The organism is Acidimicrobiales bacterium (assembly GCA_035547835.1).
In the GTDB taxonomy this organism is placed as follows: Bacteria; Actinomycetota; Acidimicrobiia; order Acidimicrobiales; family Iamiaceae; genus DASZTW01.
This window is the reverse complement of the sequence record DASZTW010000008.1, coordinates 55,900-69,786: the sequence shown is the minus strand read 5'-3', so window position 1 is coordinate 69,786 and position 13,887 is coordinate 55,900. Positions and strand designations below refer to the sequence as shown.

Below are 13,887 nucleotides of genomic sequence, written 5' to 3'. Positions count from 1 at the left end.
GGAGGTGATGTTGCCTCAGGCGGGGGTGAACTGCACCGGCAGCGAGGTCGGCGACCGGAACCGCTCCCCATGGATGTGCGGGTCGTCGGTGGCGTCGGGGTCGAGGCGCAAGTCGGGGAAGCGGTCCATGAGCGCGGCCACCGCCACCCGCATCTCCATGCGCGCCAAGTGCATTCCGAGGCACATGTGCGGGCCGAGCCCGAACGCGATGTGAGGCTGCTTCGGGCGCGTGATGTCGAACTCGTCGGCGTCGTCCCAGCGGGTCTCGTCGTGGTTGGCCGAGCCCACGTGGGTCACCACCGGCATGCCCTCACGCACCTCGACGCCGCCGACCTCGCAGTCGCGGGTGCTGACCCGGCTGGTGATCAGCAGCGGCGACTCCCAACGGATCGACTCCTCGACCGCCTGAGGGAACATGGACCGGTCGTTGCGCAGCAGCTCGAGCTGGTCGGTGTGGGTGAGCAGGCCGTACAGGAAGTTGCCCGTGGCCCGATACGTGGTCTCGGCGCCTGCGGGCAACAGCAAGCGGAGGAACGAGAAGATCTCCTCGTCGCCGAGACGGCTGCCGTCGAGCTCGGTGGTGACCAGGTCGCTGATGACGTCGTCGCTCGGGTGGGCGCGGCGCTGCTCCACGATGCCGGCGAGGTACTCCCGGAAGGCATCGGACGCGGCGATGCCCTGCTCCGGCGCGGCCGCGACGTTGATGATGTCGATGGCCCACTGATGGAACTGCTCGTTGTCGGAGCGTGGGATGCCGAGGATCTCCGCGATCACCTGCACCGGGAACCGGAACGTGAACTCGCGGACCAGCTCGGCGTGGCCGCGGCGGGCGAAGCGGTCGATCAGCTCGTTGACGACTTCGGTCACCAACTCGCCTTCCCAGCGCGCGAGCGCCTTTTGGCGGAACGCATGGCTCACGAGTCGACGGTGGCGACCGTGCTCGGGCTCGTCCATGCCGACGAGCACATAGGGGCCCATGACGATGCCCATGAGGTCGCGGATCCAGCCCGAGGAGAACGTCTCGTTGTCGCGCAGCACCTGGGAGACCAAGTCGTACGTGTACACCGCGAACGTCTCGACTTCTTCGCCGAGCGGGTTCGGGAGCAGCGAGACCTCCGCCGGCGCCCGACGGCGCTGCTCGGCCAGCCGGGGATAGGGGTCGCGGGTGTCGCCCGCCACCGTGTCGGTGAACTGCCCCATGCTGTCGAACGGATCGACAGTCGACACCGTCTCGTCAACTCGTGATGCCACTGCTACTTCTCCCCCGCGGAGAAACCTGACGCGGGAGTCAGGTTACTGCTCACTGACGTTGCTGTCAGGTTCGGCATCGCCCGCGCGGATGCCTGCCGGGTGGGCCGCGTGGTGCCGGCATCGTGCTCGGCCGGCGCGACCGGGCGCCCCGGGGCCCCAGCGGTCGCCTCGGCCGCGCGTCAGGTAGCCGAGGCGGTCAGCTCGCGAAAGCGCGCGTAGCGCGCTTGCATGGCATCGACCCAGGCTTGGCGCGGCGCGACCTCGCGGCCCGGGCGCGCCCAACGCTCCGCCGCCTCGGCCTTCGCTTCCAGGCCGGCCACGACACGGGCCAGGAACGCCGCGCCGTACGCCGCACCTTCGGGTACCGCCACGGTGTGCACGGGAAGGTCGGTGGCGTCGGCGATGGCCTGCATCCACTCCTCGTCCTGGCTGCCCCCGCCGGTGGCCACGATGCGCGACGGCCGGCGACCTTCGCCGAGCAGTCCGGACGCGAGCTCGAGATGGTGGCGGACCACGAACCCCGAAGCCTCGTAGGCCGCGCGGCGCAGCTCGGCCGGGCCCTGGGTGAGGTCGAGGTCGTGGATCGACGCGCGGCGCTCCGGGTCGTGCAACGGCGTGCGCTCCCCGCGGATGTACGGCAGGCACACGGGGACGTGGGCCGGATCGGCGGCCGGCTCCTCGGCTGCACCGCCGAGCCGCCTCGCCCACTCCAGGAACAAACCGCCGGCGTTGGACGGACCGCCGACCATCGCTTCACCCCCGGCCATCGACGGGATGGTCCACAGCCCCGGCACGTCGGCCCACGTGGGGACCGCCAGCCACGTGATCAGTGTCGTGCCGCAGATGACGAGCGCATCGCCTTCGGCGAGCCGACCGGCGCAGAGCTGTTCGGTGTAGGCGTCGACCGTGCCGGGACCGAGCAGCGCCCCGTCGGTCTCGCCGATCGAGGTGCCGGGCTGCACGACGGTCGGCAGCTGGTCGACCCGGATGCCGTGGGCCTCGCACACCGCCGGGTCCCACCCCTGCGGCCCGAACAACGGGCCGGCGAGGAGTCCGATGACCGAGTCGACGGCGGCCACGCCGCTCAGCGCGTGGTTCGCCATCGCCTGGGCGGGCCACAGCCCCGCCGCCTCGGGCGCCTGGCGCAGGCACCACTCCGCGAACCCCACGAGTTCGCCGCTGCTGGCAGGGTCGCCGGACCCACCAGCGCAACCGCGGGCGTCGCCGTACAGCAAGCCGGGGGTGAGGGCATGGCCCGACTCGTCGACCGCGCACAGCGACGGCACCATGGCTGCCACCTGGACCGCCCGCACCTCGTGCGCACGCGCCACCGTCTCGAAGGCTTCGCGCACGCCGGTACGCCACGCCAAGTCGGCGTCGTGCTCGAGCCGATCACTGCTGGGGGTCCGAATGCCGTGGTGCACCCGCGCCCGGGCGACGACGCGCCCATCGGCATCGGCGGCGACCGCCTTCACGGAAGTCGTCCCGATGTCGACCCCTACGGTGACTTCGGTCATCGATCGCCCCCCGGAGCCCGACCTGCTTCGATCACTGACACGGACGTCAGGTTTCCTCGCGGTGAGCGTACCCCCCAAGCGACGCACCCGCCCGCGTCGCGCACACCACCCCAACCGCTCACACCACCGTCCTGTGCGCGCCCAGCCACCCACCAGGTGGCCAAGTACTCACAACCCGGGTGGTCGGGGACCTCCTGCTGTGCGCGCCCAGCCACCCACCAGGTGGCCAAGTGCTCACAACCCGGGTGGTCGGGGACCTCCTGCTGTGCGCGCCCAGCCACCCACCAGGTGGCCAAGTGCTCACAACTCGGGTGGTCGGGGACCTCCTGCTGTGCGCGCCCAGCCACCCACCAGGTGGCCAAGTGCTCACAACTCGGGTGGTCGGACTACCTTCCGGGGGGTATGGCACGGACTGAGCGGCATCGCCGCGTCGCCGTGGCCGCAACCGCACTCCTCATCGTCGTCACGGCGGGCACCGCGCTCCTCACCCGATCCACCGACCACACGCGCGCGCACCCTGGTCGCGGTGCAGCCGGCGGTGCCCAACGTCCCGCGGCAGCAGGTGGCGGGGCCGCGCTGGCCGGCGACGTGCCGGTGTTCCGGGTCGGCACGGCCGTGGTCAACGTCGATCCGCCCGCCGACGACCCGCAGTACCTCGGCGGGTTCGGCACGATGGCACATCCCACCGCCAAGGTGCACGATCCGCTCGAGGTACGTGCATTCGTGGTCCGGCGCGGCGCCACGACGTTGGCGTTGGCGTCGGCGGACTCGCAGGGTTGGTTCCTCGAGTCCGACCAGGGTCCGTACGGCATCGACGACGTCCGCAAGGAGGTGGCCGGCTGGCTCCGGGCGCACGGCTCGCCGCACGCCGAGCCCGCCGACATCGTCGTGTCGGCCACCCACTCGCACGCGGCGCCGACCGTCATGGGCATCTGGGGTCCGCCGAACCCGCGCTATCAACGGCAGCTGCGCGACGCGGCGGTCCGCGCCATCGAGCAGGCCGCGCTCCACACCCGCCCGGCTGAGCTGTGGTCCGCCGACGCCGACATCGCCGACGTGATCGGCCACACCGTCCGCCAGACCGACCTGTACGACGGGTGGACGATCGACAGCGACCTGCCGATCCTGTGGGCGCGCGACCCCTCGACCGGCAAGACCGTCGGTCTGTACGCGAACGTGCCGGTGCACGCCGACGTCGTGAGCGGCGCCGACATGGACGCGATGAGCGCCGACCACATCGGCGGTGCCCGCGACCGGCTCGACAAGCTGCTCGGCGGCACGTCAGTGCTGGCGATGGGCACGCTCGGCCGACAGGAGTCGATCGTCCAGACGAACGGCCTGACCGACTCCAACCTCGTGGCCGACTACGTCGCGAACCGGATCCGCTGGGCGCTGGCGAGCGCGCAGCCGATCACGAGCCCCAACCTGGCAGCCACATCCGTGCCGGTGACCGTGCCGGCAACCGGCGCGCCGCTGCTGGCCCTGCTCGCCGCCGAGCACGTCACGCCCGGCCAGAAGCTCCCCGTCGTCGACAGCTACGGCGTCGGGCGATCGAGCACCCCGCCGTACCAGACGGGCACCGTGCTCGGCACGCAAGTCGCAGGGCTGCGCATCGGCGACCTGCTGTACCTGACCGAGCCGGGCGAAGCGTTCCCCGAGGTGTCGGCTGCGCTGCGCCAACAAGTGCCCGGCGCGCGGGTGCGGATCATCGGGATGGGCCTGGACCAACTCGGCTACTACTACCCGGCCGTCGACACGGCGGTGACGGCGCCGGCGTTCGTGTTCGGCGGCAGCGACCACTTCGAGTACAACGCCTCGGTCGTCCTCGCGGGCCTCACGCAACAAGCCGGGGTGCAAGCCGCGGAACGAGTGGGGTTCCCGGCTCGCTACGTGCCCGCCACCTCGGGTGTGATCGACGCCGGTGCCGCCGACGGCCCCGGCGTGCAGTTCTTCGCGGTGCCACCGCAAGGGCCGGGACGCACCGTCGTGCTCGATCCCTCGTGGAACCGCGGCCGCGACGACACGCCGCTCGACCAAGAACCGCACGGGCCGATCCTGTGGGACTTCGGTGATGGATCGGTCGCCCGGTCGTCGGCCGCGGTCGACCACACGTACGCGCAGGCCGGCACGTACCGCGTGCGGGCGTCGGTGGCCGATCTGCAAGGGCGTGCGCGCAGCTACGAGGTGACGGTCCAAGTCGGGGTCGCCACTCCGCCGCTGCCGGCCATCGACGGCAACGGGTCTGCGGGCCCACCCCTGCCCGCGGGCTCGTCGGGCGCGGCGTCCCGCTCGTCCGCCCGAGCGAGTCTGCCCACCGGCGCCTCCACGCCGGGTGCCGCGGGTGCCGCGTCGGCCGCGTCGGTCTACGACGTCGGCGCCGCGAGCCGTTCGATCAACCCGACCCCCGAACAGCTCGCGTCGGGACGCTTCTTCCTCGGCGGCTACGGCCTCGGCGGTGGCGGCGGGTTGGGCAAGCTGCTCGGCAGCGGCCGCCGCGCAACCGGCGTCCTCGACGGCGTGTCGGCGCGGGCACTGGTGGTGGGCGATGGCGCTCACGCCATCGTGCTGGCGCAGATCGAGACCCAAGGTTGGTTCGCGGCGTATGCCGCCGGGCCGTGGGGCGCCGACGCGATCGCGCGCGACGCGTCGGCGGCCATCGCGGCGATCAACCACGACGGGGTCGACGCGGTGGTCCCCGACGCGGTGCTGGTCGACTCCGACCACACGCACGCGGGCCCCGACACCGTCGGTGCGTGGGGCGGGGTACCCGACAGCTACCTGCAGCTCGTGCACGACCGAACGGTCGAGGCGATCGTCGACGCGTGGCGGCACCGCCAAGCGGCCCACCTCTCGTTCGGCACGGCGAAAGGTGGCGTCGCCGAGCAGCACGACCCAGGCGCGCTGATCCACAACCAGCTCGGCGACGACCCCGCCAACGCCTCGGTCGACGACGAGTTGCGGGTGATCCAGGCACGGTCCGTCCGCACCGGCAACGTGATCGTGACGTACCTCAACTTCTCGGCACACCCGACCGTGCTCGGCTCGGACAACACTTTGGTGTCGGCCGACTACCCCGGGGTCGTGTCGCGCAAGATGGCGGCCCGCTACGGCGGGTTCGGGTTCGATCAGGTCGGCACCTTGGGCCGCACGCAGCCCGAGCGTGGCGACTGCCCGAACCGGACGTTGAAGGGGGCCGCGCAGAGCCTCTGCGCCCTCGACTCCTACGCCGACCGGGTCATGGCGAAAGTCGACGTGGCCGTCCGGAGATCCACGCCGCTGCTCGGTCCCGCCGTGGTCGACCTCCAGCGCGCGGTGATCCACGACGTGGCCACCAACCCCACCGTCCTCGGGCTGATGGATGGCGGCTCGGCGATCGACGCGCAGATCCTCCGTGCCGGGCCGCCCTGGGCGGACGGGCCACTCGTCCAGACCGTCACGTACTCGGGCCGGATCGGGCCGTTGCTCATCTCGGGCGAACCGGGCGAGGCCTACCCGCAGATCGCCCTCGGCGTCCGATCGGCCGTGCCGGGGATGCGGGGCTACTTGTCGATCGGCACCGCCGGCGACTTCCTCGGCTACCTCGTCGCGCCCGCCAACGCGTACCCCGGCGTGTTGAGGGCCGCGGCGAGCGGCAACGACAACTTCCTGTTCAACGCGTCGTTCACGATCGGCTCTCGGGTCGAGTGCTCCCTGATCGCCGGCGCGGGCCGGGTCCTCGACCTCGGCGACAACTCGTGGAAGCGCGACCCGTCGTGTCTCCCCTACCAGGCCGACCTCGTCCATTGACGCCCACGGACGCCACCCACGTCCCGCCCGTCCACCCACCCGACCTGCTGCGAGCACTGAGGACCTGCGCGGATAGGCGTGCGCAGCGTCTCGCCGGCCGGATGACGCCCGCGGCGGCGTCCTCGTCCTCGGCTTCGCTGGTGGGGGCCGTCGTCCTGCGTCCTGGCCGCGGACGCCCCCGACTCGACGATCCGCCACGCGACCTACCCGCGCAGGTCCTCAGCCACTTCCACGGTGGTCAACTGCTCACAGCAGCGGATCGGGGGCTCCGCTGGGCCCGAAACCTGACACGGGCGTCATGGTATGGTGCCGGACCGGGAGGCAGCCGATGAAGCTCGAACCGGGGATGCGAGCGCTGGTCACGGGGGCGTCGTCCGGCATCGGCGCGCTACTCGCGGAGCGGCTGGCCGAACGGGGGGTCACCGTCGGCATCGTCGCCCGGCGGGCCGACCGGTTGGCCGAGGTGCTCGACCGTTGCAAGGTCCACGCACCCGACTCGCGGATGTGGTCCGTCGACTTGGGCGACTTGGCCGCGGCCGAGACACTCGCCGACACGGCGTGGGACGAGCTCGGTCCGCTCGACGTCGTGGTGCACAACGCCGGCATCCCCAAACGCCGACACGTCACCGATCTCGTGCCGGCGGAGATCGACGAGGTGCTGCGCGTCAACTTCCACTCGCCGGTGCAGATGACCCTCCGGCTGCTGCCCCGCATGCTCGAGCGCGGGAAGGGCTCGCTGGTGTTCGTGTCGAGCCTCGCCGGCCGGGTCGGCGTCCCCCGCGAGGCGGCGTATGCGTCGAGCAAGTTCGCCTTGTGCGGCTGGGCCGAGGCGATGCAGGTCGACCTCTTTGACACCCCGCTCGAGATCCGCCTGTTGCTGCCCGGCGCGATCGACACCGAGATCTGGGACCAGCCCGGCAACGACGACCCGATCTACGAGGGGCCGAAGGAGCCCGCCGGCCCGGTGGCCGACGGGGTGGTCGCGGCCATCGAGAGCGAGAAGTTCGAGCACTACCTGCCCGACATGAAAGCCGTGGTCGAGTTCAAGACGGCCGACATCGACGGCTACCTCGCAGGCGCCGCCGACATGGCCCGCCAAGCAATGGCCGGCGAGGGTTTCGCGTGGGCCGACGCAATGGGCGGCGACACGCCGGACGGGACGGCCACGTGAAAGCGCTCGTGTTCGGGGTCGACCACGAACCGGTCGACCCACCCCCGGCCGACGCGCCGCAACTGCTGCACCACCTCGCCACCACGCCGATGGCGCTGCAAGACGTGGCCGACCCGCCGCTCATCGGCCCGGACTGGATGGTCCTCGACACCACGCTGTGCGGCATCTGCGGGTCCGACAGCAAGCAAGTGCTGATGGACTTCGACGACGCGGTCGACAACCCGATGACCGCGTTCATCTCGTTCCCCCAAGTGCTCGGCCACGAGGTGCTCGCCACCGTCAGCGACACCGGCCCCGACGTCGAGCTCGAGCCCGGCACCCGGGTGGTCCTGAACCCGTGGTTGTCGTGCGGGCCACGGGGCATCGACCCGCCTTGCCCAGCCTGCCAGGCAGGCGAGCTCAGCTTGTGCCACCACTTCCACGACGGTCGGCTGCAGCCCGGCATCCACACCGGCAACTCCGCCGACGCCACCGGCGGGTTCGCCGAGCGGCTGCCCGCCCACCGCACCATGGTCTTCCCGGTGCCCGATGAGGTGGCCGACGAAGCCGCTGTGCTGGCCGACCCGTTCTCGGTGTCGCTCCACGCGATCGCCCGCACGCCTCCACCCGACGGCGGGCGGGTCCTCGTCTACGGCGCCGGCGCGCTCGGCACCACAGCCACCGCCATCCTCCGCGCGCTGCACCCCACGGTCGAAGTCGGGGTCGCCGCGCTGTGGCCCGCGCAGGCGGAGCTCGCGGCCGCGCTGGGGGCGAAGGTCTTCGCCCCGAAGCCGGCCGCCGACCTGGTCGAGGCAGTGGCCGACTGGTCGGGCGGCGTGCTGCGCAAGCCCTGGGACGGCCTGCCGGTGGCGTGGCCGGGCGGGGTCGACGTCGTGTACGACACCGTCGGCGCGCCCGCCACGGTCGAGGTCGCGCTCCGGGTGCTCGCCGCCCGAGGTGCGCTGGTGCAACTCGGGGTGAGCTCGCCCGGCCGCTTCGAGTGGACGCCGTGGTACTTCAAGGAGCTGCGGTTGATCGGCTCCAATGCCTTCGGCATCGAGGAAGTCGAAGGCCGCCGCGCCCACGCCATCGAGCACTACCTCGACCTCGTCCGCACCGGCCGCGTCGACCTCACGCCGATGCTCACGCACCAGTTCCGGCTCGAGCAGTGGCGCGACGCGTTCACCACCATCGTCGACCAGGGCACCACAGGCGCCATCAAGGTGGCGTTCGACTTCCGCTGAGACGCGAGCGCAGGGGGCAGCTCTCGGCAACCACACGGCGCGGTGACGACGTCACCGCATCTCACATCCAGGGGGACCGAATGGGCACTGATCGACCGGCTCGGCCCGGATCCGCAACTTCGGCCGCCGTCGCCGCGGCCGGTCCCGGGGGCCGCGCCAGCGGTGGACCCACCGTCTCGCGGCGCTCGGTCCTGGTCGGCGGCAGCTTGCTCACCCTCGCGGTCGCCGCCGGGGTCGACCTCACCAGTTGCACGAAGTCGTCGTCGCCGTACAAGGCGTTCACCGACCACGAGCGGGCGGTGGTCGAAGAGGCCACCGCCCGCCTCATCCCCGGCCCCACCGACGACCCCACCGAGGCCGGCCATCCCGGCGCCCGCGAAGCCGGCGTCGTCGACTACATCAACGGCCTGCTCGGCGCGCTGCGGTACGACAAGCCCCTCGTGTACGGAGGCGGTCCGTTCAGCAACCGTTCCGGGAACAGCCACGACGACATGGCCGACTTTCTCCCGCTCAACGACGCGTTGCGCTCGCACTGGAAGGCCCGCGTCGACGGGCTGACCACGTGCTACCGAGCGGGCATCCCCGCGCTCGACCGGCTCGCCGGGGGTGACTTCACCAAGGCCACCAAGGCACAGCAGGACGCAGCGCTGGCCAAGAACCCCAAGATTGCCCACCTGCCACAAGGCGCCACCGGGTTCACCGACGTGCTGTTCCAACACGCGATCGAGGGTTGCTACGCAGTGCCGGAGTACGGCGGCAACCACGACCTGGTCGGCTGGAAGGAGATCAAGTTCGCCGGCGATCGCCAACCCAAGGGCTACACCGACGCGCAGGTGTCCCAGCCGGACCCGCCCGACCCATTGCAGCCGGCGGGCATCGTCGACAAGGCCGTGAAGCTGATCACGGCGACCGCGCCGGGCTCGCCGAGCTCGCCCACCCTCATCCGGCCGGGGGGCTGACATGGCCAGCGGACGCAAAGCACTCGTGGTCGGCAGCGGCGCCGGCGGTTCGACCGCCGCGATGGTGCTGGCCGAGGCCGGCTACGACGTCGTCATCTTCGAGAAGGGCGACAACTGGTTCGACGACCTGACCAGGGCCACCCCCGGCACCAAGTGGTCAAGCGACGAGCTGAAGGGCGAGCGCTCCTTCGGCAAGCCCGATCCCGACGCCGAGCCACGCACCTACCGCTGGCACGCCGCCGACACCAAGCCCCGCTACACCGGCGCCGTGCAGGACCTGCCTCAGACGGTGGGCGGCGGCACCGTGCACTGGGACGCCAAGACGCCGCGATTTTGGGACATCGACTTCCGCAAGCACTCGCTGCTCGGCCCGGTCGGCGGCGCCGATGTCGAGGACTGGCCGTTCTCCTACGAGGAGATCTCGCCCTTCTACGACGAAGTCGAGGCGCTCATCGGCGTGGCGGGCGACATCACCCAGATGGCGGCCGAGCCGTCGCTCGAGCACGCGCCCCGCACGAAGGCGCTGCCGATGCCGGCGGGCGCGCCGCAGCACTCGTCGCTGTTGATGGTGAAAGGCTGCCAGGCGCTGGACCCGCCGCTGCACCCGTTCTTGGCCCCGATGGCCATCAACAGCGTCGAGCACGACGGCCGACCAGCGTGCAACAACTGCGGGCAGTGCAGCGGCTTCGGCTGCCCGATCCATGCGCGCGTCGGCGCGCTCGCACCGTTGCGGCGTGCGTTGAAAGCCGGCGCCGAGCTGCGGCCCCGGTCGTGGGTGGTGAAGGTCAACACGTCCGGCAGCAAGGCCACCGGCGTCACCTGGATCGACGACAAGGGCCACCGACACACCGAGTCAGGTGACGTGGTGGTGCTGGCCTGCCTGGCCATCGAGACCGTCCGGCTCGCCCTGCTGTCGGAGCTGCCCGACCCGAACCACACCGTTGGCACCCGCTTCATGCAGCACTGGTTCACCGACGGCACCGGCATCTTCCTCGACGAGCGACCCCACGCAGGCCGGGGTCGCTCGACCACCCACGTGGCCGACGACTTCGCCGACCCCGACTTCCCCGGCGCACGCGACGCCGCCAAGGCAGCCGGCCTGCCGTACTTCCGTGGCGGCACGATGGAGCTCGGCGGCACGCAGAATCCCATCGCCGAAGCCAACACGTACCGCTACCTGCTCACTGTGCTCCAGCCCGACAAGCCGTTCGGAACCGAGTTCAAGCAGCTCATGCGCGCCAGCATCCTGCGCGACCGCATGTGCGGGATCCAGCTCATCGGCGAGGACCTGCCGTACGCCACGAACACCGTCGATCTCGACCCGAACGTGAAGGACTACCGGGGGCTGCCCGTTGCCCGCATCACGTACTCGCCGGGTCCGCACGAGCTCGAAGCGCAGAAGTTCTACCTGCCGTACGTGGCCGAGATCCTGCGGCGGGCCGGCGCGGCGCACGTGACCGCGGTGCCCGACGCCGCGTCGGACGGCACGATGGTGGCCGGCAACGACGTGCCGACCACCGAGCACATCATGGGCGGCATGCGGATGGGTGCCGACCCGGCCACGAGCGTCACCGACGGCGAAGGTCGCTTCCACCACCTCGACAACCTGTTCGTCGCCGACGGCAGCACGTTCCCCTCCTCGGGTGGCCACAACCCGACCCTCACGATCATGGCCACCGCGCTGCGCAACACCCGCCGCTGGAAATAGCCGGCACGGGACGCGCCCGATCGACTCCGTGTGGACGTGCGCCGGTTGGCTCAACCCGCCCAGAGACGGAGGGCCCAGCGGGCGATCAACCCCTCGTCGGTCGGCTGGCGCAGGCTGGCGAGGGCGGCATCGGTGGTGGCTGCGCCGATGCGGAGTTGGCGGGCGAGCAGCAGCGCCTCGGTGTACTCCGGCACGAACTCGGGGTGTGCCTGCACCCCGAACGCCGAGCCGACGGCGAACATCGCATTCGGGCAGTGGTCGGTCTTGCCGACCAGCGTGGCGCCGGGCGGCAAGTCGACGACTTGGTCCTGGTGCATGAAGTGCAGGTCGAGCGTCGGCGACCCCGGACGCATCCACGGCTGGGGCGCCACGACATCGATGCGCCGCACCCCGGCACCCCAACCGCTGTCCGCACGCTCGACCCGGCCGCCGACCGCCTGCGCCAGGAGTTGGTGCCCGAAGCAGACCCCGACGTACGGGCGGCCGGCGGCGACCACGTCAGCCACGAACTGCTGCGCCTCGTGGATCCACGACTCGCCGTCGTAGACGGACGCGCGCGAGCCCGTGCACAACCAGCCGTCGCACTCGTCGGGGCGAGCGGGGTGGTCGCCGTTGACCACGTCGAAGGGCACCAACTCGAGGTCGTCGGTGTGCGGCACCAACCACTGGCGGAACAAGTGCGCGTAGTCGCCGCCGGTGGCACGCCGGAACCTGTCATCGACGTGGTCACACTCCAACAGCCCGATCCGCAACCGCCCCGACATCACGCCCACCTCCCACACCCACACCCACACCCACCCACCACCGTTCCCACCACCGTTCTGGGCTGAAAATTACGCGTCCCAGCGCGTAGAAAGCAGCCCAGAAGGGTCATTGGGGCAGCCTCAGGTGGAAGGACTTGGGCCGGGTGAGTGCTTCGTAGCCGAGCGTCGACAGGGTGCAGCCGCGGCCGGAGTCCTTCACGCCCGTCCACGCCAGCGCCGGGTCGAGGTAGTCGCAGCGGTTGAGGTACCAGGTGCCCGTGTCGACCCGGTCGCCGATGGCGATGGCGGCTTCGACGTCGGCCGTCCAGACCGACGCCGTGAGGCCGTATCGGCTGTCGTTCATCAGCGCCACTGCTTCGTCGTCGCCGCCCACCGCCATGATGCCGATCGCCGGGCCGAAGGTCTCCTCGGTCATCAACGCCATGGTGTGGTCGACGTCGACGAGCACTTGGGGCGCCAGGTACGCACCACCGCGGGCGGCCTCGGCGAACGGCGAGGGGTCGAGAAGCGGACGTGCGCCGCGCAACTCGGCGTCGGCGAGCTGCTCGCGCACCGCGTCGGCCGCGCTCGGCCGCACCAACGGACCCAACGTGGTGCTCGGGTCGGTGGGATCGCCCAGGCGAAGGCCTCGTGCCTCGGCCACGAAGGCCTCGACGAACTCGTCGTAGCGATCGCGGTGGACGTAGATCCGCTCGACGGCGCAGCACGACTGGCCCGAGTTGAAGAACGCACCGTCGACGAGGCCCGCGGCAGTTGCGGCGATGGGCGCGTCGGCTCGGACGTAAGCCGGGTCCTTACCGCCGAGCTCGAGGCCGAGCCCGACGAACCGGTTGGCGGCCGCTTCGACGACGGCGTGCCCGCCACCGACCGATCCCGTGAACGCCACGAAGTCGACGCGGGCGTCGCCCACCATCGACGCCACCGCGGCGTGGTCGGCGTGCACGAACTGGAACACACCGTCGGGCAGCCCGGCCGCCACGAACGCATCGGCGTAGTGCTCGGCCACCAAAGGGGTCTGCGCGGCGACTTTCAGCACGACCGAGTTGCCGGCGGCGAGCGCCGGCAGCACCGCGTTGACCGAGCAGAGGTAGGGGTAGTTCCACGGCGCCAGCACCAACACGGTGCCGAGCGGCTCGCGGCGGATGAAGCGGGTGAACCCCGCCTTGTCGCCCACGTCGAGATCGGCGAGCGAAGCCTCGGCCTCATCGAGCATGTACGCCGCTCGCTCGCGGAACCCACCGCTGATCTCCTTGGGCGAGTACGCGATCGGGCGGCCCATCTGCCACGTGAGCGCCTCACCCACCTCGTCGGCACGGGCTTCGAGGTGCGCCGCGGCGGCACGGCACACGGCCACTCGCTCCGCCACCGGGGTTGCCTTCCACCCGGCGTGCGCCGAAGCGGCAGCGCCGAGTACGCCATCGATCTCGGCGCCGCTGGCCAGTGGCCGGGTGACGTACACCGAGCCGTCGACTGGGCTGATCGTCTCTTGCTCCACCGTCACCTCGTGC

At 71.3% G+C, this 13,887-nt stretch carries 9 protein-coding genes; 5 read left to right on the top strand and 4 right to left on the bottom strand.

What is annotated here, in order from left to right; all coding sequences use genetic code 11:
• Positions 1 to 15: 15 nt before the first annotated feature.
• A complete protein-coding gene (locus VHA73_09050; GenBank protein HVX18167.1) occupies positions 16 to 1,251 on the bottom strand; it encodes a cytochrome P450 in 1,236 nt (411 codons plus the stop codon).
• Positions 1,252 to 1,430: 179 nt separating this feature from the next.
• Positions 1,431 to 2,768, bottom strand: coding sequence for an FGGY-family carbohydrate kinase (locus VHA73_09045; GenBank protein HVX18166.1), 1,338 nt, complete (start codon positions 2,766 to 2,768; stop codon positions 1,431 to 1,433).
• Between the two features lie 402 nt (positions 2,769 to 3,170).
• Between VHA73_09045 and VHA73_09040 the strand changes: the two genes are divergently transcribed.
• The 5 genes from VHA73_09040 to VHA73_09020 all read left to right on the top strand — a co-directional run bounded on the left by VHA73_09040 (position 3,171) and on the right by VHA73_09020 (position 11,615).
• The gene (locus VHA73_09040) at positions 3,171 to 6,554 is read left to right on the top strand and encodes a PKD domain-containing protein (protein ID HVX18165.1); all 3,384 of its coding nucleotides are present in this window, start codon (positions 3,171 to 3,173) and stop codon (positions 6,552 to 6,554) included.
• A gap of 328 nt (positions 6,555 to 6,882) precedes the next feature.
• Complete coding sequence (locus tag VHA73_09035; GenBank protein HVX18164.1) at positions 6,883 to 7,725, top strand: SDR family oxidoreductase; 843 nt, start codon at positions 6,883 to 6,885, stop codon at positions 7,723 to 7,725.
• Complete coding sequence (locus VHA73_09030) at positions 7,722 to 8,948, top strand: zinc-binding dehydrogenase (GenBank protein ID HVX18163.1); 1,227 nt, start codon at positions 7,722 to 7,724, stop codon at positions 8,946 to 8,948. The genes VHA73_09035 and VHA73_09030 overlap by 4 nt, the downstream gene beginning before the upstream one ends.
• A gap of 80 nt (positions 8,949 to 9,028) precedes the next feature.
• The gene (locus tag VHA73_09025) at positions 9,029 to 9,907 is read left to right on the top strand and encodes a gluconate 2-dehydrogenase subunit 3 family protein (protein HVX18162.1); all 879 of its coding nucleotides are present in this window, start codon (positions 9,029 to 9,031) and stop codon (positions 9,905 to 9,907) included.
• Between the two features lies 1 nt (position 9,908).
• Entirely contained in the window at positions 9,909 to 11,615 is a 1,707-nt protein-coding gene (locus tag VHA73_09020; GenBank protein ID HVX18161.1) for a GMC family oxidoreductase, read from the top strand.
• A 50-nt stretch (positions 11,616 to 11,665) separates the two neighbouring features.
• On the opposite strand, the gene VHA73_09015 is transcribed toward VHA73_09020, so the two are convergent.
• Both VHA73_09015 and VHA73_09010 read right to left on the bottom strand, forming a co-directional pair.
• Positions 11,666 to 12,379: a hypothetical protein gene (locus VHA73_09015; protein ID HVX18160.1), complete on the bottom strand. Its 714-nt coding sequence runs from the start codon at positions 12,377 to 12,379 to the stop codon at positions 11,666 to 11,668.
• Positions 12,380 to 12,485: 106 nt separating this feature from the next.
• A complete protein-coding gene (locus VHA73_09010) occupies positions 12,486 to 13,880 on the bottom strand; it encodes an aldehyde dehydrogenase family protein (protein ID HVX18159.1) in 1,395 nt (464 codons plus the stop codon).
• Between the last annotated feature and the right edge of the window lie 7 nt (positions 13,881 to 13,887).